This window comes from Pseudodesulfovibrio hydrargyri, assembly GCF_001874525.1.
Taxonomy (GTDB): domain Bacteria; phylum Desulfobacterota; class Desulfovibrionia; order Desulfovibrionales; family Desulfovibrionaceae; genus Pseudodesulfovibrio; species Pseudodesulfovibrio hydrargyri.
In genome coordinates this window covers 1,450,063-1,475,306 of the sequence record NZ_LKAQ01000004.1, presented here as the reverse complement: position 1 = coordinate 1,475,306, position 25,244 = coordinate 1,450,063, and the positions used below count along the sequence as shown (strand labels likewise).

Annotated in this window: 19 protein-coding genes and 1 other RNA gene; 17 read left to right on the top strand and 3 right to left on the bottom strand. The window is 65.3% G+C overall.

Annotated elements, in window-relative coordinates; all coding sequences use genetic code 11:
* The first annotated feature begins 33 nt into the window (after positions 1-33).
* The 17 genes from BerOc1_RS11260 to BerOc1_RS11185 all read left to right on the top strand — a co-directional run bounded on the left by BerOc1_RS11260 (position 34) and on the right by BerOc1_RS11185 (position 21,927).
* Entirely contained in the window at positions 34-1,512 is a 1,479-nt protein-coding gene (locus tag BerOc1_RS11260) for a PP2C family protein-serine/threonine phosphatase (RefSeq protein ID WP_242652963.1), read from the top strand.
* A 135-nt stretch (positions 1,513-1,647) separates the two neighbouring features.
* Positions 1,648-2,307: an ABC transporter permease gene (locus BerOc1_RS11255; protein WP_071545794.1), complete on the top strand. Its 660-nt coding sequence runs from the start codon at positions 1,648-1,650 to the stop codon at positions 2,305-2,307.
* Positions 2,308-2,317: 10 nt separating this feature from the next.
* A complete protein-coding gene (locus tag BerOc1_RS11250; protein WP_071545793.1) occupies positions 2,318-3,082 on the top strand; it encodes an ABC transporter ATP-binding protein in 765 nt (254 codons plus the stop codon).
* Between the two features lie 3 nt (positions 3,083-3,085).
* Positions 3,086-8,008: an FtsX-like permease family protein gene (locus BerOc1_RS11245; RefSeq protein ID WP_129586524.1), complete on the top strand. Its 4,923-nt coding sequence runs from the start codon at positions 3,086-3,088 to the stop codon at positions 8,006-8,008.
* Complete coding sequence (locus BerOc1_RS11240) at positions 8,005-10,017, top strand: DUF6785 family protein (RefSeq protein WP_071545792.1); 2,013 nt, start codon at positions 8,005-8,007, stop codon at positions 10,015-10,017. The genes BerOc1_RS11245 and BerOc1_RS11240 overlap by 4 nt, the downstream gene beginning before the upstream one ends.
* Positions 10,018-10,031: 14 nt before the next feature.
* The gene (locus BerOc1_RS11235) at positions 10,032-10,811 is read left to right on the top strand and encodes a substrate-binding periplasmic protein (protein WP_071545791.1); all 780 of its coding nucleotides are present in this window, start codon (positions 10,032-10,034) and stop codon (positions 10,809-10,811) included.
* Positions 10,812-10,821: 10 nt separating this feature from the next.
* Positions 10,822-11,697: a substrate-binding periplasmic protein gene (locus BerOc1_RS11230; protein ID WP_165610814.1), complete on the top strand. Its 876-nt coding sequence runs from the start codon at positions 10,822-10,824 to the stop codon at positions 11,695-11,697.
* Positions 11,698-11,717: 20 nt separating this feature from the next.
* Entirely contained in the window at positions 11,718-13,673 is a 1,956-nt protein-coding gene (locus tag BerOc1_RS11225) for an OPT family oligopeptide transporter (protein ID WP_071545789.1), read from the top strand.
* A gap of 305 nt (positions 13,674-13,978) precedes the next feature.
* Positions 13,979-15,358, top strand: coding sequence for a bifunctional UDP-N-acetylglucosamine diphosphorylase/glucosamine-1-phosphate N-acetyltransferase GlmU (glmU, locus tag BerOc1_RS11220; protein WP_071545788.1), 1,380 nt, complete (start codon positions 13,979-13,981; stop codon positions 15,356-15,358).
* 74 nt (positions 15,359-15,432) lie between these two features.
* A complete protein-coding gene (locus BerOc1_RS19125) occupies positions 15,433-15,609 on the top strand; it encodes a hypothetical protein (RefSeq protein WP_165610813.1) in 177 nt (58 codons plus the stop codon).
* 12 nt (positions 15,610-15,621) lie between these two features.
* Complete coding sequence (gene zapA / locus BerOc1_RS11215) at positions 15,622-15,891, top strand: cell division protein ZapA (protein WP_071545787.1); 270 nt, start codon at positions 15,622-15,624, stop codon at positions 15,889-15,891.
* Positions 15,892-15,917: 26 nt separating this feature from the next.
* A non-coding RNA gene (gene ssrS / locus BerOc1_RS11210) (6S RNA) lies at positions 15,918-16,101 on the top strand.
* A gap of 186 nt (positions 16,102-16,287) precedes the next feature.
* Positions 16,288-17,844: a ribonuclease Y gene (gene rny / locus BerOc1_RS11205; protein ID WP_071545786.1), complete on the top strand. Its 1,557-nt coding sequence runs from the start codon at positions 16,288-16,290 to the stop codon at positions 17,842-17,844.
* Between the two features lie 145 nt (positions 17,845-17,989).
* Positions 17,990-18,880: a CheR family methyltransferase gene (locus BerOc1_RS11200; protein ID WP_071545785.1), complete on the top strand. Its 891-nt coding sequence runs from the start codon at positions 17,990-17,992 to the stop codon at positions 18,878-18,880.
* A 64-nt stretch (positions 18,881-18,944) separates the two neighbouring features.
* Positions 18,945-19,724, top strand: coding sequence for a TIGR00282 family metallophosphoesterase (locus BerOc1_RS11195; RefSeq protein ID WP_071545784.1), 780 nt, complete (start codon positions 18,945-18,947; stop codon positions 19,722-19,724).
* A gap of 39 nt (positions 19,725-19,763) precedes the next feature.
* A complete protein-coding gene (gene tyrS, locus BerOc1_RS11190; RefSeq protein ID WP_071545783.1) occupies positions 19,764-21,041 on the top strand; it encodes a tyrosine--tRNA ligase in 1,278 nt (425 codons plus the stop codon).
* Positions 21,042-21,237: 196 nt separating this feature from the next.
* Positions 21,238-21,927 (top strand): queuosine precursor transporter, encoded by a 690-nt coding sequence (locus tag BerOc1_RS11185; protein WP_071545782.1) that lies wholly within the window; start codon positions 21,238-21,240, stop codon positions 21,925-21,927.
* 69 nt (positions 21,928-21,996) lie between these two features.
* On the opposite strand, the gene BerOc1_RS11180 is transcribed toward BerOc1_RS11185, so the two are convergent.
* The 3 genes from BerOc1_RS11180 to argS all read right to left on the bottom strand — a co-directional run bounded on the left by BerOc1_RS11180 (position 21,997) and on the right by argS (position 25,145).
* Entirely contained in the window at positions 21,997-22,647 is a 651-nt protein-coding gene (locus tag BerOc1_RS11180; RefSeq protein ID WP_084641410.1) for a CatB-related O-acetyltransferase, read from the bottom strand.
* A 121-nt stretch (positions 22,648-22,768) separates the two neighbouring features.
* Positions 22,769-23,470 (bottom strand): SPOR domain-containing protein, encoded by a 702-nt coding sequence (locus BerOc1_RS11175; protein WP_071545781.1) that lies wholly within the window; start codon positions 23,468-23,470, stop codon positions 22,769-22,771.
* Between the two features lie 31 nt (positions 23,471-23,501).
* Positions 23,502-25,145 carry an arginine--tRNA ligase gene (argS, locus tag BerOc1_RS11170; protein ID WP_071545780.1) on the bottom strand — a complete coding sequence of 548 codons (1,644 nt, stop codon included), beginning with the start codon at positions 25,143-25,145 and terminating at the stop codon, positions 23,502-23,504.
* Positions 25,146-25,244 lie beyond the last annotated feature (99 nt).

Here is a 25,244-nt window from a genome sequence, read left to right as displayed (position 1 = left end):
GGCGCGGTGTACGGCGGACAGGTCTGACCGTTCATGGCCTGGCTCCCGGTCTGGGAGCTCGGATTGGTCATTTTGATCCCCATGACCGCGGCCTGGGGCGTGCGGCCCTACGTCCAACGCCGGATGGTCGAGCGGGCCCGCCCGTTGCGCCGCCCCCTGCGCCAGCTGCAAATGGAACTCTGCCTGTTCGTCGCCGCCGGGGTCGCGGCCGGAATCATCCTCTTCGTCGTCTACCATTACCCGCTCCAGGACAGCGGCCTCAAGCTGGTCCTGGGTCTCTTCACCGTGGGGCTCTTCGCCGGGCTGGACCTGGGCTTGGCCCGCGAGCGCCGGGTCATCCGCAACGCCCTGGCGGGCGACGCCAGCTACGCCCCGCCCTCCCGGCTCATCTCCATGACCCGCAAATTCTCCGTGGTGGCCGTGCTCGTCATGATCCTGAGCACGGTCATCATCCTGCTGGTCATCATCCGCGACATCGGCTGGCTGGCCACCCAGGACCTGAACCTCGAGACCCTGGACATGATCGGCCGCTCTGTCCTGGTGGAGATCCTCTTCGTCATGGGCTTTCTCATGGTCATGCTCGTCAACCTGGTGGTCTCCTACGCCCGGAACATGCGCATGGTCCTGGACACCCAGACCGGGGTCCTGGAAAACGTCAGCCGGGGCGACCTGTCCCGGCGCGTGCCCGTGACCACGTCCGACGAGATGGGGGTCATCGCCGGGCACACCAACACCATGATCGACCGGCTGCGGGAGGGCGTGCGCATGCGCGAGGGGCTGCGCATCGCCCAGGAGGTCCAGCAGCACTTCCTGCCCAAGGAGGCCCCGGCCATGCCCGGCCTGGACATCGCGGGCGCAAGCCTGTTCTCGGACGAGACCGGCGGCGACTTCTTCGACTTCATCGAATGCGACCCGGACAACTGCGGCAGGCTGGCCGTGGCCGTGGGCGACGTCTCGGGCCACGGCATCGGCGCGGCCCTGCTCATGACCGCGGGCCGGGCCGTCATCCGCCAGAACGCGGCCACGCCGGGCCCGGCCGCCGAGAGCATCCGCCGGGCCAACCTGCACCTGAGCCGCGACATCGGCGACACCGGGCGGTTCATGACCCTGTTCTTCATGGTCGCGGACCCGGCCGAGGGAACCCTCACCTGGGTCAACGCGGGCCAGCAGCCCGCGCAGCTGTACGACCCGGCCACGGACTCTTTCAGCGAGCTCAAGGGCGTGGATATTCCGCTCGGCGTGGAGCCCGGCTGGGACTACCACGAACAGTCCATGGAACTGCCCGGGCCGGGCCGGATCCTGTGCGTCACCACGGACGGAATATGGGAGGCGCGCGGCCCGGACGGGAGCATGTTCGGCCGCGAGCGGTTGCGCCGGATCATCCGGGACAACCGGGACGGGAGCGCGCGGGAGATTTTGTCGGCCGTCAGCGGACGGGTGGTCGAATTCTCCGGGCCCGATGGGCGCGAGGACGACCTGACCCTGGTCGTGATCAAGGGCGTGGCGCACTAACCGCTGCGAGCCGGGCCCCTTTTCGACGGATGTGTGATATCCGTATAGTGATTCCTGTTTTCACTTGTTTCCGACAGCCCGAATCGATATGATGAGAATGAACGAATCCAGCACGTTCGAACTGAAAGGAAGTCCATGAACAAACCGGAACGACTCATCTCGCTGCCGTTCTCGAAGTCTCTCGAGATCAGCTACAAGAGCCTGAAGGTCCGTTTTTTTCGCTCCATGATCACGGTGTCCAGCCTGGTACTGGCCGTCTCGTTCCTGAGTTTCGTGCTGGTCAACCTGGACATCGCCACGGGCATGCTCCTGCACGGCGGCCGGGAGGCGGCCCGGGCCCTGTCCCTGGCGGGCTACGACGTGGACATGGCCCAGGGGGCCGTGGCCATGTCGGCCAAGGAGCGCTGGATCGTCATCCTGTCCCTGCTGGTCTGCACCGTGGGCATCGTCAACGCCCAGCTGATGTCCGTGACCGAGCGGTTCTCCGAGATCGGAGTCATGAAATGCCTGGGCGCCCTGGATTCCATGATCCTGCGCCTGTTTCTGATGGAAGCGGCCATGCAGGGGCTGGCCGGGGCGTTCGCGGGCGCGCTCCTGGGCTGCCTGTTTTCCCTGCTGACCGGGGCCGTGCGCTTCGGCTTCGCGTCCCTGGCAAGCCTGCCGGCCGTCTCCCTGCTCGGCTCCGTGGGGCTGGCCACCCTGGCGGGCTGCGGCCTGAGCCTGCTGGGCGTGCTCTACCCCGCCTGGCTGGCGGCGCGGATGGACCCGATCAAGGCCATTCGGGCGGAACATTGAGGATATTTGAATGAGTGACGAAAAACGCACCATCGTCCGCGTCATCGGCGTGAAGAAGACCTTCACCATGGGCAAGGTCGAGCTCGAGGCCCTCAAGGGCGTGGACCTCGAGATATTCGCCGGGGAATACATCTCCATCATGGGGCCGTCCGGCTCGGGCAAGTCCACCCTGTTCAACATGATCGGCGGCCTGGACAAGCCCACCGAAGGCAAGGTCTTCATCGACGAGGTGGACATCTCCCAGCTGGACGCCTTCGAACTGGCCTGGTTGCGCAACCGCAAGATCGGCTACATCTTCCAGACCTTCAACCTCATCCCGGTGATGACCGCCCTGGAGAACGTCACCCTGCCCATGACGTTCGCGGGCATGAACGCGGACGACGCCCAGGACAAGGGCATCGAACTGCTCAAGCTGGTCGGGTTGGGCGAGCGCTTCCAGCACAAGCCGCTGGAGCTGTCCGGCGGCCAGCAGCAGCGCGTGGCCGTGGCCCGCTCTCTGGCCAACGACCCATCCATCGTCCTGGCCGACGAGCCCACCGGCAATCTGGACCTGTCCACGGGCGAGGAGATCATCGAATTGTTGCAGATGCTCTCCCAGGAACGCGGGGTCACGGTCATCTCGGCCACCCACGACTACAAGATGCTCAACGTGTCCGACCGCGTGGTCTGGGTGCGCGACGGCCAGGTGGACCGCATTGAGCGGCGCGAGGAACTGGACATCTCCATCGGCGGCATCGGCGAAAAGCTGACCGGCCACAGGGAACCCGGAGCGTAGACCATGATCCTCCGGCGCGGCCCGCATCCTTCCGCCGCTTCCGCGGCCGTGGTCCTGGCCCTTGGCCTGGTCCTGGCGGCCGCCTGCCCGGCCCTGGCCGACGGCGCGGCGCTCCTGCGTTCGCTCAGCGCCCTGGGCGACCGCTCGCCGGGCAGCCCGGGCCTGGCCCGGGCCGCGGACATGGTCGAGAACGAATTCAAGCGGCTGTTCCCGGACGGAACCATGGGCCGCCAGTCCTTCCACCTGCCCGTGCAGGTCCAGGAGGGCGCGGCCCTCAAAATCGCGGCCACCGGGCACGCGGAGCCCCTGCGCCAGCTGCGGGCCAACGCCCTGTCCCCCGGGGCCGTGGCCCCGCCCGGCATCGACGGCCCCCTGCTCTACGCCGGAAACGGGCGCGTGGCCGGCTTCAACGGCCTGCCGGTCCAGGGCTCCGTGGTCCTCATGGACATGGACTCGGGCAAGAACTGGAACAACGCGGCCATGCTCGGCGCGCGCGCCCTGGTCTTCGTGGGCGCGGGCGGCGACGGCGGCGCGGCCCCGAGGGCCCGCTTCGAGGACAAGTTCGAGCTGACCCCGGTGGACTTTCCCATCTTCTGGATTTCCCGCGAGCGGGCCGAGGCCCTGTTCGGCGAGGAGCTTGTAGCGGGCGGGCCACGCGAACTGGGCCAAGTCTCCCTGACCTCCAAGGGCAAGTGGCGCAACGAACGGCTGGAGAACATTTACTGCCGCATCCCGGGGACCGACCCCGAGCTCGCCGCGCAGACCGTCATCGTGGAGGCGCCCTACGACTCCACCGCCCTGGTGGAGGGCCACTCCCCGGGCGCGGACGAGGGCGCGTCCCTGGCCGCGCTCATGGACCTGGCCGCCGACCTGGCCGCGCACCGGCCCAAGCGCTCGGTGCTCTTCCTGGCCACGGCGGGCAAATCCTCGGCCCAGGCGGGCATGCGCGAATTCACCTGGGCCCTGGTGACCAAGGGCAAGGACCTCAAGGAGCGGCGCGACGAGCTCAGGCGGCTGGTCAAGGACACCGAACGCGCTTTGACCCTGCTGCGTTCGCCCGAGCCCCTTTCCCCGTCCAACCTGGCCGACCCGGCGGACGCGGCCCTGCTCAAGCGGGCGCTCAAGGCCGTGGTCCGCAACCGCGAGGACGACATCACCGGCGAACTCATGCGCCTACGCCTGCTGGCCGGGCCGCCGGAAGGGGCGCGCGCCGAAACGGGCACAGCCGACCAGACGCGCATCCAGACCCTGGCCGACGAGCGCATTCGACTGAAGCGGCTGACCTGGATCAGCTCAACGGTGGACGACTATCCCCTGCCTCCCGAGGAACGGGTGGTCCTCAGGCGGTTCTTCCGCGCCGCCGAAACGCTGCGCGCCCAGGTGCTGTCCGACGGTTCGGGCCAGCTCGGGGACATCGCCTCGGCGCGGGCCGTTCGCGACGCCCTGGGCGAGACCAGCATCGCGGCCCACGTCTCCCTGTTCCTCTCCTCCCACGGCGACGGCCTGGGCGGATTCGGCCAGGGATTCCTCGTGGACCTCAAGCCCGACGTCAACCGGACCGGCTTCTTCCGGCCCCTGGACACGGTCATGAAAGGCGCGGTGGAACGGCTGAAGCAGACCGATCCGGCCACGGCAAGGCTGTTCCGCGACACGCTCAGGCCCGGCAAGCGCGCCTGGCAGAGCTATCTGCCCGACCGGCCCGAGTTGGGCGGCGAGCCCATGGCCCTGGCCGGGCTGCCCGGCTTCACCCTGGCCACGGTCCACGACGTGCGCCCGGCCTGGGGCACCCCTTACGACCGTCCCGGCCGCGTGGACTTCGAGTTCCTGGCCCGCCAGTTCCGGCTGGTCCGCTCCCTGGTCGCGGCCCTGACCGACCAGCCCATCGCGGACGCGGGCAAGCGGGACAAGAACAACTTCGTCACCCTGGAGGGACGGGCCAACCTCCTGCGCAAGGGCGAGATATTCCCGGACCGTCCGGGCACCGGCCTGGTCGTCCTGGCCTTCCAGTGGCAGACGCGCAACTACGGCATGGTCGACACCCAGGGCAACTTCCGCATCCCCGGCCTGGCCGGCAAGAAGGTCAGCTACCACAAGGCGGTGATCGAGGCCTTCCGGTTCAACGACGAGACCGGCCTGGCCGAGTGGGCCATCGACAAGCCCAAAACCGGCAAGGACGCCTACCGCGTCAAGCTGTCCCGGGCCGTGCAGGCCACGGACCTGATCCTGTTCGCCTGCACCCAGACCACCCTGTTCGACATGTTCGACCCCCGGACCTTCAAGTACCTGTACCGCCCGACCCTCATCGACGGCCGCACCGAGGCCCCGCCCGTGAGCTACTGGTACAGCCGCCTGGACACCCGCTCGTCCTCCCTGGGCACCCTGTTCCTCGAGCCGGACACCCCGGTCAAGCTGACCCTGTCCGACACGGTCCTGGACAAGAAGGTCCTGCTGCTCCACGCGGACGGGGAACATCCCGACGGGCTGGGCTACATCGCCCGCAAATGGCCGGTCATCCCCATGACCGAATTCAGGGCGGCCCGCGACATGTGGGCCCTGCTCGGCCCGCGCATCGACAACCTCGAGGACAAGGGCATCGTCAACGACCGCATCCGCCTGCTGCGCAAGGCGGGCGACCGGGAACTGGCCGACGCCGTGCGCTACCGGGACGCCCGGCGGTGGGACAAGTTCGTCGAGGCCTCCCGCGCCTCCCTGTCCAAGGCCAGCCGGGTGTACAACGACGTGGACAAGACCCAGCGCGACGTGCTCTTCGGAGTGCTCTTCTACGTGGCCCTGTTCGTGCCCTTCGCCTACTGCATGGAGCGGCTCTTCTTCTCGTTCGTGGACATCAAAAAACGGATCGGGGCCTTCCTCGGCTTCCTGGTCCTGATCATCGGGATCATCTACCTGGTGCACCCGGCCTTCCAGCTGACCTATTCGCCGCTGGTGGTCATCCTGGCGTTCTTCATCCTGGCCCTGTCGCTGCTGGTCTCGATGATCATCTTCTTCCGGTTCGAGCGCGAGATGGTCGAGCTGCAAAAGCGCTCCTCCCACGTCAAGCTGACCGGCATCAGCCCCATGGCCGCCTTCGGCGCGGCCTTCGTGCTCGGCGTGGGCAACCTGAAGCGGCGGCCGGTGCGCACCTTCCTGACCTTCGCCACGCTGGTCATCCTGACCTTCACGATCATGAACTTCACCACGGTCAAGTCCGTGCGCCAAGCGGGATGGGCCCGGTTCAACGACCACGCCTCCTACGACGGGCTCATGGTCAAGTACCTCAACTGGCAGGACATCCCGGTGGAAGCCCTGTCGGTCATGCGCAACGCCTTTGCCGGGACCGGGGCCGTGGCCCCGCGCGTCTGGTACGACACCGGGTTCACTTCCGACAAATCCCGCGCCCCGCTCATCCCGGTGGTCCGCGACGGGCTGGAGGCCCAGGGGCGCGGCCTGATCGGCCTGTCCTGGCGCGAGCCGCAGGTCAGCGGGCTCGACCGCATCCTGGTCAAGGGACGCTGGTTCAGGGAGGGAGAGCGCATGGCCGTCATGCTGCCCCAGCGCATGGCCGAGCGGATCGGGGCCGATCCGGACGATCCGAAACGGAACAAGGTCGTTCTCTGGGGGCTGCCCCTGACCCTGGTCGGCGTGTTCGGCGACGAGGGGCTGCGCGACCACCCGGACCTGGACGGCGAGCCCATGACCCCCATCGTCTTCCCCAACCAGGCGGCCACCCAGCTCTCCGAGGTGGAGGCCGAGGCCATCGAGAACGGCGAGGACGTCATGGCCACCGAGTCCCGCTACCAGCACATCCCCGGGTTCGAAACCGTGGTCATCCCGGCCGAGGAACTGCTGGCCCTGTCCGCCGGGCGGCTCAAGGGCATCGCCGTGCACCCGGACGCCGGGCACCGCGTGAGCGACGATCTGGGCGACCGTTTCGGCCTGCTCCTGTTCAAGGGCGGGTCCGAAGGGACCTCCCTCTATTTCGCCTCGGACGCGGTCAACTATTCGGGCGTGGCCAACATCCTGATCCCCCTGGCCATTTCCATCCTGATCGTGCTCAACACCATGATCGGTTCGGTCTACGAGCGCCGCCCCGAGATCGCGGTCTACACCTCGGTGGGGCTGGCCCCGCCGCACGTGGCCTTCCTGTTCATCGCCGAATCCCTGGCCTTTGCGGTCATCTCCGTGGTGGTCGGCTACGTCCTGGCCCAGACGTCCAGCGCCTTCCTGGCCGGGACGCCGCTGTGGGCGGGCATGACCGCCAACTACTCGTCCACCGCGGGCGTGGCCGCCATGGTCCTGGTCATCGGCGTGGTCCTGGTCTCGGCCATCTACCCGGCGCGGGTGGCGGCCAACATCGCCATCCCGGACGTGAACAAGTCCTGGACCATGCCCGAGGCCGAAGGCGACCGCATGACCGTCATCCTGCCGTTCCTGATCAAGATGGCCGAGATGAAGTCCGCGGGCGGGTTCCTGCGCCAATACTACCTGGCCCACCACGACGTGTCCCACGGGACGTTCTGCACCGACGACATGCGCTGCAACTTCCTGGACCTGGAAGAGCAGGAAGCGTCCTCGGGCCTGGCCTCCGGCGCGGGGCAGGACATCCCCCTGACCGACGACCTATGCTTCTCCATGGACCTGCGCGTCTGGCTGGCCCCCTTCGACTTCGGCGTGCGCCAGAAGGTCAAGCTGGTCTTCTGCCCGTCGGACACCTACAGGGGGTTCAGGCAGATCAAGGTGCTCATCGACCGCGAGGCGGGCGAACTCACGGCCTGGGAGAACCTCAACCGCAATTTCATCAACGACCTGCGCAAGCAGCTGCTCGCCTGGCGCTCCCTGGACGAGGAGGCCGTGCACCACTACGCCGAGGACCTGGAAGAGGAACGGCTGCGCCTGGAGCGCGAGGAAGCAGAGGAGGCCTGGGCATGAACGGACGACTGAGGCTGCGCGCACTGGCCACCGGGCTCGTCCTCGGCCTGGTCCTGTGCGTCTACACCCCGTACAACAACGCGGTCCTCGGCGGCGTGCCGCTGGGCGGCGGGCACTTCCCCCTGGCTCCGTTCTTCATCCTGGCCTGGCTGTTCCTCCTCGACGCCGCCGCCGCGCGCCTGACCAGGCGGCCGCCGGTCCTGTCCGGGGTGGAGCTGCTGGTCGTCTGGCTGATGATGACCCTGTTCACGGCCATCGGCTACGCCGGGCTGACCGAGACCTTTTTCGTCAACATCACCGCGCCCCAGCGCTACGCCAAGGACGCCTACCGCTGGACCGAGGTCCTGGGCCCGCTGCTGCCCGACTCCTGGTTCCCGCACTCGGCCGATGCCGTGCGCCAGCTCTTCCAGGGGCTCAAGGGCGGCCGGGACATGTCCGTGCTCCAGGTCCTCTCGTCCATCCCGTGGGGGGTCTGGCTGCCGCCGCTGCTCGTCTGGTCCCTGTTCATCCTGGGCGCGTATTTCGTCATGATCTGCCTGACCGCCCTGTTCGGCCGCCAGTGGGTGGTCAACGAGCGGGTCAACTTCCCCCTGCTGCGCGTGCCCATGCTCATGGGCGAGGCCCTGGACCAGAGGCAATTCTCCTCCTGGTGGACCGACCGCTTCCTGCTCACCGGCCTGGTCCTGACCGGGGCCCTGCACCTGCTCAACGGCCTGCACTTCTACTACCCGTCCGTACCCCAGCTGCCGACCCTGATCCTGGCCGGGTCCTATTTCCCCAAGTTCGGGCTCTTCTCCGGGTTCTACAAACTGAAGCTCTATTTCATCCCGGCCTTCGTGGGCTTCGCCTTCCTGACCACCCGGCAGATATCCTTTTCCATGTGGTTCTTCCACCTGGCCGCCGGGCTGCTCTTCGGCCTGCTCTACGTGCTCGGCTGGCAGCTGCCCGAGGCCGCGCTCGGGACCACGCTCGGGCCCGACCTGGCCCGGCCCGAGGGCGCGCAGACCATCGGCTCCTACGCCGTGTTCTTCATTTTCCTGGTCTGGCTGGCCCGCCACCACCTCAAGGAGACCCTGTCCTGCCTGACACGGCCGGTCTGCAAGGGCGGCGAGGCCATCAACCGGTCGGGCCGCGCCATGCCTCCCCAGGAATGGGGACCGCCCGCCTGGCCGCTGCTCGGCCTGGTCCTGGGCATGCTCTTCCTCATCGCCTGGTGCCGCTGGTTCGGCCTGCCCTGGGCCGGAGCCATCCTGCTGCCCGTGGCCTTCATGCTGGTCATGCTGGTCATCAGCCGACTGGTCTGCCAGGGCGGCCTGCCCTACTTCACCCTGACCGCGGCCCCGTCCGACGGGATCATGGGGCTGTTCGGCACGGGCGTGCTCGGCTCGGCGGGCGTGGCCGCCACCGCGATCATGCAGAAAGTCCTGTTCCTGGACGTGCGCGAGGCCGTGGCCCCGACCCTGTTCCACGGGGCCAAGATAGGCGAGTCCGCGGCCCCGGCCCGGCGCGGCCTGGTGCTCGCGGCCATAGGCTTGTCCCTGGTCCTGGCCCTGGCCGCCGCGTTCGCGACCATGCTCTACCTCGGCCACCGCTACGGGCTGCGCGAGCTGCGCCTGGACTGGGCCACCCAGACCGTGCTGGCCAACTTTGAAAACGCCCAGCGGCTGGTCGACCAGCCGGTGGGGCCCAACCAGTGGCTGCTGACCTACGCGGGCTTCGGCGCGCTGGTCATGTTCGTGCTCATCTACTGCTACTACAAGCTGCCCTGGTGGCCCCTGCACCCCCTGGGCTATCTGGCGGCCTATTCGGCGGGCATGAAGATCCTGTGGTATCCGTTCTTCCTGGGCTGGCTGTGCAACCACCTGGTCCTGCACTACGGCGGCACTAGGCTTTACAACAAGGTCCGGTTCCTGTTCATCGGCCTGATCCTCGGCGATTTCCTCATGGGCGGCGCCTACGCCGTCATCGGCATGTTCTCCAGCCAGGCGTACAGCGTCTTCCCCATGTAGCCGTGAGCCCAGCCATGCGAACCATACTGAAGATACTCCCCCTCTCCCTCTGCCTCCTGCTCATCGAAAGCGCGGGCATGGCGGGCGTCGTCCCGACCGCTGCCGAAGAGAGGAGCATGGTCATGTTCATCGCCTACGCGGACGTGCCGCCCTACTACATCGACGACTCCGAGGGCCGGGGCAACGGCATCCTCATGGACGTGCTCCGGGCCGTGACCGGCCCGCTGAACTGCACTGTGACCAGCATGCGGCTGCCCGACAAGCGGGGTTGGGAAATGCTCGAACACGGCGGGGTGGACGTGTACGCCTCGGCCAGGGAGTGGATCGGAAACCCGGACCGGTTCCTGTGGACCGACCCGTTCATGCCCAATGACGACGTGCTCATCTACCGCGCGGGCAGCCCCCAGATATACAGCGGGCCCGAATCCCTCTACGGCAAGACCGTGGCCTGCATAAAGGGGTTCGTCTACCCGACCCTGGAAGGCCATTTCGGGCCGGGCCGGATCATGCGGATCGACGCCACCTCGCCCGAGGCCATGCTCGAACTCCTGGTCCGCGGCCGGGCCGACGCCGTGCTGGTCAACCACACGGAAATACGGTGGATATTCCGCACGAGCAGGGAGCATGAGCCGCACAGGTTCCGCATCGACGCCCAGCCTGTGGACCGGGCCCTTATCCGGTTTCTCTTTCCCCGCGGCCGGGGCTGGGAGCCCATGGTAGGACAGTTCAACCGCCGCCTTCACGCCATGAGAAAGGACGGCAGCCTCAATGCCATACTCGACAGATATAAGTAGGCACGGACGTATGTACGACAAGGAATCGATACCATACCGGCAAGTTGCCGCAAAGACCGGACAGGACGGGCCCGGCTCGCCGTCCGGCGGGGAGACGCGGGCGACGCGCCGTTGTACCGGCGGCCTGCGCCGCGCTTCCGGCCCAGCCGCCGTGGTCCTTGCCTGCCTGTTGTTTTTCTGCTCCGAAGGCGCGGGACACGCGCGCGATCTCGTCCTGTTCATAACCAACGAGAATTGGCCCCCCTATCAGATCAACGATTCGGCATTGAAGGGCAAGGGCGTGATAGTGGACATGCTCGGGGAAATCGCGCCTTCCCTAGGCCTGACCCTCAAGGTACGGGTCCTGCCCGAGCGCCGGGGCTGGGACATGCTCGAACACGGCGAGGTGGACATCTTTCCCACGGCCCGGGAATGGACCGAGAATCCCGACCGCTACCTCTGGACGGCCCCGCTCATGCTCAATGAGGACATTCTGCTTTTCCGGGCGGGCAGCACGCTGCGCTACGTTTCTCCGGCCTCCCTGGAGGGGCTGAGCGTGGCCGCCATGGAGGATTTCGTCTATCCCGCCCTGGAGCCGTCTTTCCGGGAAGGAAAGATCATACGCATCGACTGCGGGTCGCCCTACAACATGCTGGAGATGCTCGACCGGAGCAGGGTGGACGCGGCCCTGGTCAACCGCAGCGAGACCCTGTGGCTCTTCCGCAACTATCCGGAGCTGCATCCCGAGCGCTTCCGCATGGACGAGACCCCGTTCGACAGCGCCTGGTACCGCTTCCTGCTGCCCAGGGGACGGGGCTGGGAGCAGTATATCGACCGTTTCAACGACCGCATCACGACCATGAAGCGGGACGGCACCCTCAACGCCATACTCGACCGGTACAGATAGCCCCTGACGGAGCCTGACGCATGTACGACGACAAGGAACTGAAAGAATATCGCGACCTGATGCAGCCGCCGGAGAAGTTCGAGGAGGGCTTCGACTGGAAGACCATCGTCGGGGCCATCTTCATCGGCTTTTTGATGATGCCCGGCTCCATGTACCTGCAGCTGGTCATCGGCCAGGGCATCGGCCCGGCCGCCCGCTGGGTGACCATCATCCTGTTCGCCGAGATCGCCAAGCGCTCCTACACCCACCTGAAGGAACAGGAAATCTTCCTGCTCTACTACATGGCTGGCGCGGCCCTGGCCTCGCCGTTCCAGGGGTTGTTGTGGAACCAGTACCTGGTCCAGTCCGACGCGGCGCGCATGCTCGGCCTGACCGAGTTCATCCCCCACTGGGTCGCCCCGGCGCTCGGCTCGGGCTCCTACCTGGAGCGGACCTTCCTGCACCGCGACTGGCTGGTGCCCATCCTGCTCCTGGTCGGCTCCCAGCTGGTCCAGCGCATCGACCACTTCGGCCTGGGCTACTCCCTCTACCGGATCACCTCGGACGTGGAGAAGCTGCCCTTCCCCATGGCCCCGGTGGGCGCGCTGGGCACCATGGCCCTGGCCGAGTCCACCGAGGACAAGAAGACCGGCTGGAAGTGGCGGGTCTTCTCCATCGGCGGGGTCATCGGGCTGGCCTTCGGCTTCTTCTACGTGCTCCTGCCCGCCCTGTCCGGGCTGCTCTTCACCGAACCCATCCGGCTCATACCCATCCCGTGGGTCGAGCTGACGCAGCACACCGAGGACGTTCTGCCCGCCGTGGCCACCGGCATACAATTCGATCTCGGCCTGGTCTTCATCGGCATGGTCCTGCCCTTCTGGGCGGTCATCGGCGGCCTGCTCGGGCTGATCGTGACCATCGTGGCCAACCCGATCCTCTACGCCCACGGCATCCTGCACCGCTGGCACCCGGGCATGGCCACGGTGGAGACGGTCTTCGCCAACAATTTCGACTTCTACATGAGTTTCGGCATCGGGCTTGGCCTGGCCATCGGCGCGGTGGGCGTCTACTATGTCGTCAAATCATTCAGGAGCTCCAGCGGCGGTCTGGACTTCTCGGCCCTGTTCAACCCGCCCGCCGGGCGCGGGGACATCAACTTCTGGGTGTCCATCGCCATCTACGTCTTCTCCACGCTGTGCTACATCGCGTTTTGCCTGTGGCTGGTGCCGAACTTCCCGTGGATATTCTTCGTCCTCTACGGCTTCGTCTACACCCCGGTCATCTCGTACATCTCCGCGCGCATGGAGGGCGTGGCCGGGCAGTTCGTGGCCCTGCCCATGGTCCGCGAGTTCTCGTTCATCGCCGGGGCCAAGTTCTTCGGCTACCACGGGCTGGAGATCTGGTACGCGCCCATCCCGGTGCACAACTACGGCGAGGCCACGGTCCAGTTCCGCCAGATCGAGCTGACCGGCACCAGCCTGCGGGGGATCATCAAGGCCGAAATCCTGGTCTTCCCCATCGTCATGGTCTCCTCACTGCTCTTCTCCCAGTTCCTCTGGCAGCTCGCGCCCATCCCCTCGCCCGAGTACCCCTTTGCCCAGGAACTGTGGCACCTCCAGGCCCTGAACTCCCTGCTGCTCCAGACGTCCACCCTGGACGGCAACTCGCTCTTCTTCGAGGCGTTGTCCGGCCCGGTTGTCCTGTCCGGCCTGGGGCTCGGGCTGATCCTCTACTCCGTGCTCAACGTCCTCGGCCTGCCCGTGCTCCTGGTCTACGGCGTGGTCCGGGGGCTCGGCCAGTCCACGCCCCACGGCATGCTCCTCGAGGTCGTGGGCGCGCTCCTCGGGCGTTTCTATTTCCTGAAGAAATACGGCACCAAATGGCGGCACTACGCCCCGGTCCTGCTGGCGGGCTTCTCCTGCGGCATGGGGCTGACCGGCATGTTCGCCATGGGCTGCACCCTGATCATGAAATCCCTGGGCCGATTGGCCTACTAGAAGACCGGGGGAAGGGGGAAAGGAAACCCTTTGAAAAGGGCTTTCCTTTCCCCCTTCCCCGGACCCCCATCCTCCTTTCCTTCCTAAACTTCTTGTGGCCGCTTCGCGGATGGCGGGCGTGACGGGGGAATGGATCGTTGGCTTTCTTCAGGTGGGAACCGGGCGGTTTTTTCTGAACGGGCGGCCGGGGGCCGAAACCATCCGGCAACTTGGCTTCATTTTGCAAACGGGCCTTGTTCTTTCCCTTGCGAGCGGGTAATTTATCCCCGGCATAACGGTACAAGGAACCCAATACGGAGAACAGAATGCCCGAGACCAAGACGACCGCCCTGGTGCTGGCCGCCGGCAAGGGGACGCGGATGCGTTCGCCCAAGGCCAAAGTGTTGCAGACACTGCTGAACGAGCCCATGCTTTTCTACGTGTACGAGGCCCTTGCGCCCATCGTCCGGGACAACGTCCTGACCGTTGTCGGCCACGACGCCGACAACGTGGCCAAGGCCTTCCCGGCCATGGCCGACCGCTTCGTCACGCAGGCCGAACAGCTCGGCACGGGCCACGCCCTGCAGGTCGCCTGGGAGGCTGTGGAAAAGTCCGGGGCCACCCACTGCCTGGTCATCAACGGCGACACCCCGCTGGTCACGGTCGAGGCCCTGGACCGGTTGGTGGCCGCCCAGGGATGCTGCGACCTGGCCTTCATGACCATCACCCCGCGCGACACCGGGGCGTTCGGCCGCGTGGTCCGCGACCCCGAGCGCCGAATCCGGGCCATCGTCGAGGCCAAGGACTACGATTTCTCCCTGCACGGACCGGTCACCGGCGAGGTCAACGCGGGCATCTACCTGCTCAAGGTCGCGACCATCGGCCCGCTCCTGCACAAGCTGGAGAACGGAAACAAATCCGGCGAATACTACATCACCGACCTGGTGGAACTGGCCGTGGAAAAGGGCTTGTCCGTGGACGGCGTCCAGGCGGGCAACGACGTCTCGCTCATGGGCATCAACTCCCCGCGTGAGCTGATCAATGCCGAGAACACCCTGCGGGCACGCATCGTGGACGAACTCCTCGACGGGGGCGTGCTCATCCACAACCCCGGCACCGTGATCATCGGGCCCAGGGCCGTGGTCGAGCCCGGGGCCGAGATATTCGGCCACTGCGAGATCTACGGCGCGTCAAGGGTCGCCGCCGGAGCCCGGCTCGGCTCATACAACCACATCACCGACGCGACCTTCGCCCCCGGCTGCGTGATCCGCGAATTCAACCACATCGAGGGGGCCGAGGTGGGCGAAGGCGTGACCGTGGGGCCCTACTCCCGGCTGCGGCCCGGCGCACGGCTCGAAAAGGACGCGCGCATCGGCAATTTCGTGGAGATGAAGAAGGCGACCCTCGGCGAGGGCGCCAAGGCCAGCCACCTGACCTATCTCGGCGACGCCGAGGTCGGGGCCGGGGCCAACATCGGGGCCGGAACCATCACCTGCAACTACGACGGGAAAAACAAATTCACGACCAGGATCGGCGCGGGCGCGTTCATCGGCTCCAACACCGCCCTGGTCGCTCCGGTGAGCGTTGGCGACAACGCCCTGATCGGGGCGGGATCCACCATCACCAAGGACGTGCCGGACAATCAGACCGGCATCGCCAGAGGCAAGCAGGTCAACCTGAAACGGAGCCTGAAGAGAAACTCGTGATGCAGTGGAAAACCCTTTAAATAACTGTGGAAAGAAATCTTGCCTTGGACCCGAAAAAAGCATAGATAAAAGATATGGAATTAGTTGCCAAGCTTGAAGAGCGTTTCAACGGATTATTGAATAAAGTTGCGGAACTGAAAGAAGAGAATCAACGCTTGAGGGAGGAGGCCGAGGCCGAGAGGCGTCTGCGTACCGACATCGAATCGCGTATCGACACCCTGCTCGAGAAGATCGAAACCGAGTTGGAATGATAGTGGATCACGATGCCGCGCTACACGCTGACCCTGATGGGACTCGAGATATCCTTCAAGACGGATGCGGACAACGTCCGTATCGAGGCCGCGCAGGCGTTTATCGAGAACAAGCACAAGGAGCTTGTTTCCGGGGCCGGTGACATCAGCAAGGAAAAGCTGCTCACCTATCTGCTCCTGAGCCTGGCGGACGATTATCTGGTCGCCGAGGATAAGCTGAAGCGACTGGAAGGGAAGATCGGAGAGATTTTGGAAAAGACCTCAACGGACCCGGGCCGATAACTGGACGGGGCCGAGGTCGGCAAGGAATTACCCTGGGGCGTGCGTGATTGCCCGGAGTGTTATTGAGCCAATGCTCTGAAAAAGGGCGACGACTCCAGTGTGCTGGTGAGCAGGCCCGGTCCGGCCGGGAAGCCTGAAGGCGCGCGAGTCATGCCCACCTGGACATGCCAGGTTCAAAACATACAGGCAACACGGCTTCCCGGGGATTTAAAACTCCGCCTGACCGGCTAAGACCGGCGCTTTCGGGCGGCGATATACACCCTACAGCCATATCCGAAACCACCCTCCTCTCTTCCCTTCAGGGCAGAGTGCGTCTTTGTTGCGTGCTCTTCAACGCGGCACGGCGGAAACAGGCCGCCTGTTCAAAAGCCTGTTAACATAAAAAGGAGCAACCACATGTTACCCCAAATCGCCATGGTCGGCGGTGCATTGATCCTCGGCCTCGCCGTCGGGATCATCCTTTTCAAATACATCACCGACAAAAAGGTATCCGACTCCAAAGGGCTTGCGGAACGCATCGTGGAGGAGGCCCGCAAGGAGAGCGAGGCCCTGAAGAAGGAATCGCGCCTCCAGGCGCAGGATGAGATTTTCAACCAGAAAAAGGAGCTGGAGCGCGAGTTCAAGGACCGCGAGAGCCAGCTCAAGAACGAGGAGAAGCGCCTCCACTCCAAGGAGGAGCGCCTCGACGCCAAACGGGAAAAGGTCGCGGACAAGGAAGCCCAGGTGGTCGAGCTGGAAAAGCAGCTCATCAAACAGGAGAAGCACCTGAGCGAACTGGAGGAGGACCTGACCCTGAAGGCCGACGAGCACGAGCGCAAGCTCCAGGAGATCTCCGGCCTGACCGTGGAGGAGGCCCGTGAGAGCCTGCTCAAGGAGATCGAGTCCCGCACCCGGCACGAAGCCGCCAAGATGATCCGGAACATCGAGATGGAGGCCAAGGAAAACGCCTCCAAGAAGGCCAGGGAGGTCCTCTCCCTGGCGCTGCAGCGCTACGCGGGCGACTACGCCGGCGAGCAGACCGTGACCGCCGTGACTCTGCCCTCCGAGGACATGAAAGGCCGCATCATCGGCCGCGAGGGACGCAACATCCGCGCCCTGGAAGCGGCCACCGGCGTGGACCTGATCATCGACGACACGCCCGAAACCGTGGTCCTGTCCGCCTTCAGCCCGCTCAAGCGGGAGGTGGCCAAGCAGGCGCTCGAGCGTCTCATCCACGACGGCCGCATCCACCCCGCCCGCATCGAGGAGATCGTCCGCAAGGTCGAGGGCGAGATGGACACCAAGCTCAAGGAGATCGGCGAGCAGGCCACCTTCGACGTGGGCGTGCACGGCATCCACCCCGAGTTGATCAACCTGCTCGGCCGGTTGCACTACCGCACCAGCTTCTCCCAGAACGTGCTCCAGCACTCCATGGAGGTCGCCTTCCTGTGCGGCGTCATGGCCGCCGAGCTCGGCCTGAACGAGAAGGAGGCCAAGCGCGCGGGATTGCTGCACGACATCGGCAAGGCCGTGGACCACGAGATCGAAGGCCCCCACGCCATCATCGGCGCGGACCTGGCCAAGAAGCACGGCGAGTCCAAGGAGATCATCCACTCCATCGCCGCCCACCACGAGGACACCCCGCCCATGTCCATCCTGGCCAACCTGGTCCAGGCCGCCGACTCCCTGTCCGGCGCCCGGCCCGGCGCGCGCAAGGAGCTGCTCGAGAACTACGTCAAGCGTCTCGAGGAGCTGGAAGGGCTGGCCACCGGCTTCGACGGCGTGCAGAAGGCCTACGCCATCCAGGCCGGGCGCGAGATCCGCGTCATGGTCGACTCCGAGAAGGTCGGCGACGAGAACACCTACGTGCTCTGTAAGGACATCGCCGAAAAGATCGAGAACAACATGACCTACCCCGGCCAGATCCGGGTCACGGTCATCCGCGAGAAGCGGGCCGTGGGCTACGCCAAATAACGCATTCGACCGCGCACCCGGAGGCTCCTCCGGGTGCGCTTCTTCCATTTTCGAACACGCATTCGAAAAAAATCATAGCTCACGAATATGATGATCCTATATGGTTGCGTCACTGCACCCGGCAGCAAACGGAGCCCTGACAGACATGAGCCGCAGCACAGACCAAGCCAACGAAAAGCTCAAGCAGGCCATGGATCAATCCATGAACCTCGTGCGCTCCGAAATGGGCGACGCGGAATTCAAGCGGTTCAGCGACCTGATCCAGTCCGAACTCGGCATCAAGATGCCGCCCACCAAGAAGGTCCTGCTCCAGTCCCGGTTCCAGAAGCGTCTGCGCGCCCTGGGGCTGCCCGGTTACAAGGAGTACTGCGACTACGTCTTCTCGGACGCGGGGCGCGAACAGGAGCGCATGCACCTGATCGACGTGGTCACCACCAACACCACCCATTTCTTCCGGGAGCCCAAGCACTGGGACATCATGAACAACATCGTCCTGCCCGAGCTGTGGAGCCGGGGCGTGGGCCGGTCCACTCCCCTGCGCATCTGGTCGGCGGGCTGTTCCAGCGGCGAGGAGCCGTATACCCTGGGCATGGTCCTGCACGAATGGGGCGGGACGCGCCAGGGGTTCGACTTCACCATCCTGGCCACGGACATCTCCCAGAAGATCCTGGCCGAGGCCAAGCGGGCCGTCTACTCCATGGACAAGGTCGAGGACGTGCCCATGCAGTACAAGAAGAAGTACATGCTCAAGTCCAAGGACAAGCAGCTGGTCAAGATGGACGCCATCCTGCGCAACAAGGTCTCGTTCCAGCAGTTGAACTTCATGGAGGACTTCCGGCTGCAGAACAGCCAGAACATCATCTTCTGCCGCAACGTGGTCATCTACTTCGACCGGTCCACCCAGGAAGTGCTCTTCAACAAGTTCTGCAACAACCTGCAGCCCGGCGGCTACCTCTTCATCGGCCACTCGGAAAGCCTGTCCGGCATGACCCTGCCCATCCGGCAGGTTGCCCCCACGGTCTTCCAGCGGCTCTGACCGCCCCGCACCACATTTCGCCGATCCCTGTCGGCAAACCCTTCGCACCATCCCAAGGAGCGTCATGCGCATTCTCTTTCTCGGCGACATCGTAGGCGTGCCCGGCCGCAAGGCCGTCATCCACAACCTCGCCCGCATCCGGGAGGAGGAGTCCCTCGACTTCGTCTTCGCCAACGGCGAGAACGCGAGCGGCGGGTACGGCCTCAAGGCCAAGCACGCCAAGGAGCTGCTCAAGGCGGGCCTGGACGGCATCACCGGCGGCAACCACATCTGGAAGTACAAGGATCTCTACTCCATGCTCGACGGGGACGGCCGCATCCTGCGGCCCCACAACTACCCGGAGCAGCTGCCCGGCTCGGGCGTGCGCGTCTTCCGCAAGGAGGGCTTCCCGCCGGTGGCGGTCATCAACCTCATCGGCCGGACCTTCATGCCGCCCATAGACTGCCCGTTCGCCGCAGTGGAGACCGTGCTCGACGCGTTGCCCGCCGAGGTCACGGTGCAGGTCGTGGACTTTCACGCCGAGGCCACGGGCGAGAAGATCGCCATGGGCTACTTCCTGGAGGGCAAGGTCTCGGCCGTGGTCGGCACCCATACCCATGTCCAGACCAACGACGCCAAGGTGCTCTCCGGCGGCACGGCCTACCTGACCGATCTGGGCATGTGCGGGGCCGCCGACTCCTGCCTGGGCATGAAGCCCGAGATCATCCTGGACCGCTACCTGACGGGCCTGCCCCGGCAACTGGAAGCGGCCACCGGTCCCGGGGTTTTACAAGGCGCGATTTTTGACATAGATGAGAGCACCGGCAAGGCGGTATCCATGGCCACGTTCCAGCGGGAAGGCTAGCCGTGAACCACTGTCAAACCCACATACGCGAGGAATAAAGTGAATATCTTTGATGAGTTGAAATGGCGGGGGCTGATCAATCAGGTTTCTGACGAAGACAAGGTGCGCGAGTATCTGTCCGAGCCGGGGGCCACCATGTATTGCGGCTTCGATCCCACCGCCGAATCCCTGCACGTGGGCAACCTCGTCCCCCTGCTCTGCCTGGTGCGCATGAAAAAGGCGGGCCACAACCCCCTGTATCTCATGGGCGGGGCCACGGGCCGCATCGGCGACCCCTCGGGCAAGGACAAGGAGCGCGAGCTGTCCGACGCCGAGAAGCTCGACGAGCGCCTCGAACTCATCAAGCACCAGGTGCGCCGCTTCGTGGAACGCAACACCGGCGAGCGCCCGACCATCGTCAACAACTACGACTGGACCAAGGACATGACCTGCATCGAGCTGTTGCGCGACGTGGGCAAGCACTTCACGGTCAACTGGATGCTCCAGAAGGAGTCGGTCAAGGGCCGCATCGGCCGCGAAGAGACCGGCATCTCCTACACCGAGTTCTCCTACATGATCCTGCAGTCCTACGACTTCTACCATCTGTACAAGAACCACGACTGCCGGCTGCAGATCGGCGGCGGCGACCAGTGGGGCAACATCACCGCGGGCTGCGAGTTCATCCGCCGCCGCTATGCGGTGGACGGCGAGTCTGCCGAGGCGTTCGCCCTGACCTTCCCGCTGATCACAACGGCTTCCGGCAAGAAGTTCGGCAAGTCCGAGGGCAACGCCGTGTACCTCAACGCGGACCTGACCTCGCCCTACGCTTTCTACCAGTTCTTCATCAACACCGACGACGCGGACGTGATCAAGTTCCTCAAGCTGTTCACCTTCCTCACCCCCGAGGAGATCGCCGAGCTGGAGAAGCAGACCGGGGAGGCCCCGCACCTGCGCACGGCCCAGAAGCGGCTGGCCGAAGAGGTCACCACCATGATCCACGGCAAGCACGAACTGGAGCGTGTCCTGGCCGCCACCGAGGCCCTGTTCGGCAAGGGCGATCTCAAGGCCATCGACCCGGGCACCCTGCGCTCGGCCCTGGAATCCGCCCCGGCCGTGCGCTACGCCCCGGGCGACGTGCCCGACCTGCCCCAGATGCTGGTGGACCTCGGCCTGGTCAAGTCCAAGGGCCAGGCCCGCAAGGACATCCAGGGCGGCGGCGTATACATCAACGGCGAACGCGTGGAGGGCGACGATATCCTCGACACCCACTTCATCGCCGGAGAGCTTCTGGTCATCCGCAAGGGCAAAAAAAACTATGGGTTGGTTACCAAAGGCTAAGGCGGCCACCACTTACACAAAGAATCGAGAACGAGCGCGGCTTGCACAGCAGGCCGCGCTTTTCTCTTTCCCGGAGTGATTCGGGTAGCGTAGCTACGACAGCGGCTCTCCCCCGTGCCCGGAATAGGCTTGGGAGAGAGGGCCGCTCCCCACCAAAAACTTGACCTTCCGTAAAAATGGAGGCAAGTCACCCCACATGAACGAGACACTATGGATTCTTTTCGCTCTGGTGGACCTGTGCATGGTCCTGGTGGTCTACCGGCTGTTCGGCAAGGTCGGATTGTTCGGGCTGATGGTCTTCAACCTGCTGCTGTGCAACATCCAGGTGCTCAAGACCGTGCAGCTGTTCGGGCTGACCACGACGCTGGGCAACGTGCTCTACGCCAGCGTGTTCCTGGCCACGGACCTCTTGAGTGAATTCTACGGCAAGAAAGAGGCGCGCAAGGGCGTGCTGCTGGGGTTCGTGACCCTGCTCATGATGGTCGCGTACATGCAGATCGCCCTGCTGTTCCAGCCTGCGGCCGACGACTTCGCCCAGCCGCACCTGGAGGTCCTGTTCGGATTCATGCCGCGCGTGGCCCTGGCCTCCATGGCCGCCTATCTGGTCTCCCAGCTGCACGACGTCTGGGCCTTCCACGCCATCCGCGCGCGCACGGGCGAGAGGCTTCTGTGGTTGCGCAACAACGCCTCGACCATGGTCAGCCAGCTGCTCGACTCGGTGATCTTCTGCGTCATCGCGTTCTGGGGCGTGTTCCCGATGAACGTGTTCATGGAGATCCTGCTGTCCACCTACCTCATCAAATTCGTGGTGGCCGCCCTGGACACCCCGTTCATCTACCTGGCCAAGCGCGTGTTCCACAAGGAACAGGCCGCCCAGTCCGCGTAGGACGCCGTATCCATACACGGAATGACAAAGGCCGCCGGATGATCCCGGCGGCCTTTTTTCATGCCCAAGTCAGCGCTCAAGGGCATCCAGGTCCGCGCCGCTGATAGCGTCGCGCTTGGCTATGATCTTCTCGAGCGGCCAGTCCCACCAGCGGAGGGCGAGGAGTCTGTCAACGGTTTCCTGGTCGAACCGCTTGCGCACCTCGCGGGCCGGATTGCCAGCGACCACGGAGTAGGGGGGCACGTCGCGGGAGACCACGGCGCGTGCGCCGATGATCGCGCCGTCGCCGATGGTCACGCCGGGCATGACCACGGCTTCCATGCCGAGCCAGACATCGTTGCCGATGACCGTGTCGCCCTTGCGGCCGGGCTGGTTAAACAACGCCTTGACCTCGTCGAACCCGGTTTCCGGGGTCATGGTGAAATTCCAGAAGGGGTAGGTCGAAAACCCGTGCGTCGCGTGGTTGGCCGAACTGGTGACGAAGACCGCGCCGTGGGCGATCTGGACGAACTTGCCGATGATAAGCCGCTCCGGGCTGAGCGGGAACAGGTACGGGGCGATGGCCGCCGCGTAGTCCTCCACCGGGTTGAAGTTGGAATAATAGCTGAAATCGCCGATCTCCATGCGCGGATGGTCGATGACCTGGTTCAGATTGACCACGGTTTTGACCACCGTGCCGTCCGGCAGGACCATGGGGTGGCGGGTGGTGGGATCAAGCATATGAAGCTCCTTTTGCGGGGCTGGTTTTCGCGTGGGAAGCATTTCCTTCCCGGATCGTGTGCGATAGAAAAAGGGCTGTCCGGTTCTCCGCACAGCCCTTTTGGATATTTCGTCCCGCCCGTCAGTTCGCGGCGGTCTTCTTCTTGAGCAGCGGCTTGCCTATGCCGAACCTGGCCAGTACACCCTTCATGTCCGATGTGGACGCCGGTGTGCCGTGGTGCAGGACCTGGACACGGTGCCAGGTGGAGCCGTTGGCCTGTCCCGACTCGACCCGGGCGTTCAGGCCCGCTCCGGCCAATTTGTCGCGCAGCGCACCGGCCATGTCCGCCTTGCGGAAGGAAGCCACCTGGTAGACGTAGTCGAAGACCGCCTCGCCGGGCTGGGCCGGGGTCGTCTTGACCGTCTCGGGCTGCGCGGACGCGGCGGGCGAGGGTTCCGGCCTGGGCTCGGGCTTGGGCTCGGGTTTCGGTTCGTGCGCGGGCTGGGTCTCCTCCCGAGTGTCGAGCAACTGCTGGGGCGAGGCCTTGAGGCGGTCCTGGTAGTCCAGTTCCTCCAGGGTCAGGACCTCGGGCGGCTTGGACTCCGCGGCCAGCTGGCCGTGCTCGCTGCTGGGCATGATATCCTGAAGCGGTGGCACGTCGGCCTCGGGCCGGTAGCCGCGCCCGATGAGGATGCCCATGACGAAGAAGAAGGTCAGCGCCAGAACGCCCACCCCGGTGATGCTGATCAGCCCGGACAGGGACAGGGAGAAGTCGTACTTCTTCTTGGCCGCGTTGAGCTTGGGCACCTTGACCTTGTATTTCGGTTCCAGATTTTCCGCCATTTTCCTCGTCCGATTTGGGGTTCGCCGGTGGTTACATGGACTCCGGGGCGTTCACGCCCAGCAGGCCGAGACCGCCAGCCACGACACCGGCCACGCAGTCGAGCAGCATGAGCCGGGCCGAGGCGACCCCGGGCTCGGCGCTGAGCACATGGCAATTGGTATAGTACCTATGAAGCGTTGAGGCAAGCTCCTGCAAATACATGGAGATCAGGTGCGGGCTCTGGGCCTTGGCCGCGGCCTCCACATAGTCAGGGTACTGGTCCAGGAGCTTGAGCAGCTCCAGGTCCCACTCGGTGTCGAGCTGGGCCAGGGATTCCGGGCCCACGGCGGCTGCCTTGACGCCCGCCTCCTCGGCCTTGCGGTCCAGGGAGCGGATGCGCGCGTGGGCGTACTGCACGTAGTAGACCGGGTTGTCCATGGACTTCTGCTTGACCAGCTCCAGGTCGAAATCGAGCTTGGAGTCGGACTTGCGCGACAGGAACATGAACCGGGCCGCGTCCGAGCCGACCTCGTCGACCACGTCCTTGAGGGTCTCGAACTGGCCCGCGCGGGTGGACATGGCGATGGGCTGGCCGTCGCGCAGCAGGTTGACCAGGTTGACCAGGATGACGGACAGGCCGCCCGGCTTGCCGAGCGCCTCGCAGGCCGCCATCATGCGCGGCACGTAGCCGTGATGGTCCGCGCCCCATATGTCGATGACCAGGTCGAAGCCGCGCTTGAACTTGTTGTCGTGGTAGGCGATGTCGGACGCGAAATAGGTGGTGTCGCCGTTGGACTTGCGCAGCACGCGGTCCTTGTCGTCGCCCAGTTCCGTGGACTTGAACCAGAACGCGCCGTCCGCCGCGTAGCCCATGCCGGACGCGGTCAGGTCGGCGAAGGTCTCGTCCACCTTGCCGTCGTCCACCAGGGACTGCTCCGAGAACCAGACGTCGTGGCGCACGTGGAAGGCGGCCAGGTCGTCCTTGATGCCCTGCAGGATGATGTCCTTGCCGTAGACCTTGCAGGCCTCCACGGCCTCGGGTTCGGGCAGGTCGAGCAGATCGGGCCGCTCGGCCATCAGGTCGCGGGCGATGTCGGTGATGTACTCGCCCTTGTAGTAGTCCTCGGGCTCGGCCGGGTCCTGTCCGGCGACCTGGCGGGCGCGGTACAGGATGGAGCCGCCCAGGATGAGCATCTGGCGGCCCGCGTCATTGATATAGTATTCGGCCTGGACGTCATACCCGGCCTTTTCCAGGATGCGGGTCAGGGAGTCGCCGAGCGCCGCGCCCCGGCCGTGGCCGATGTGCAGCGGCCCGGTGGGGTTGGCGGACACGTACTCCACCTGCACCCGGGTGCCGTTGCCCATGGTCGAGCAACCGTAGGCCTCGCCCTGGTCCAGGATGACGCCCACGGTCTCGCGCCAGAAGGCGGGGGCAAAGGTGAAATTCAGGAAACCGGGCCCGGCGATCTCGATCTTTTCGATGAGCGGGTCGCCCGCAAGCGCGCCCTTGATGTCCTCGGCCACCGCGCGCGGGGCCTTCTTCGCTTCCTTGGCCAGCATCATGGCCACGTTGGCCGACATGTCGCCGAAGGAACTGTCCTTGGGCGGCTCGATGACCGCCTTTTCCGGCCACGGCCAGCCGAAGTTGTCGAGCGCCTGTTTCAGCGCCCCTTCCAAATGTATTTTCGCTCTCATCCGAGTATTCTCCTTAAACAAAGCTCGTGGCGAAGCCTCTAGCACGAAACCCGAGGCAATCCAAGTATAGAAGCGGGACCTCCGGCGGCCGGAAAACGC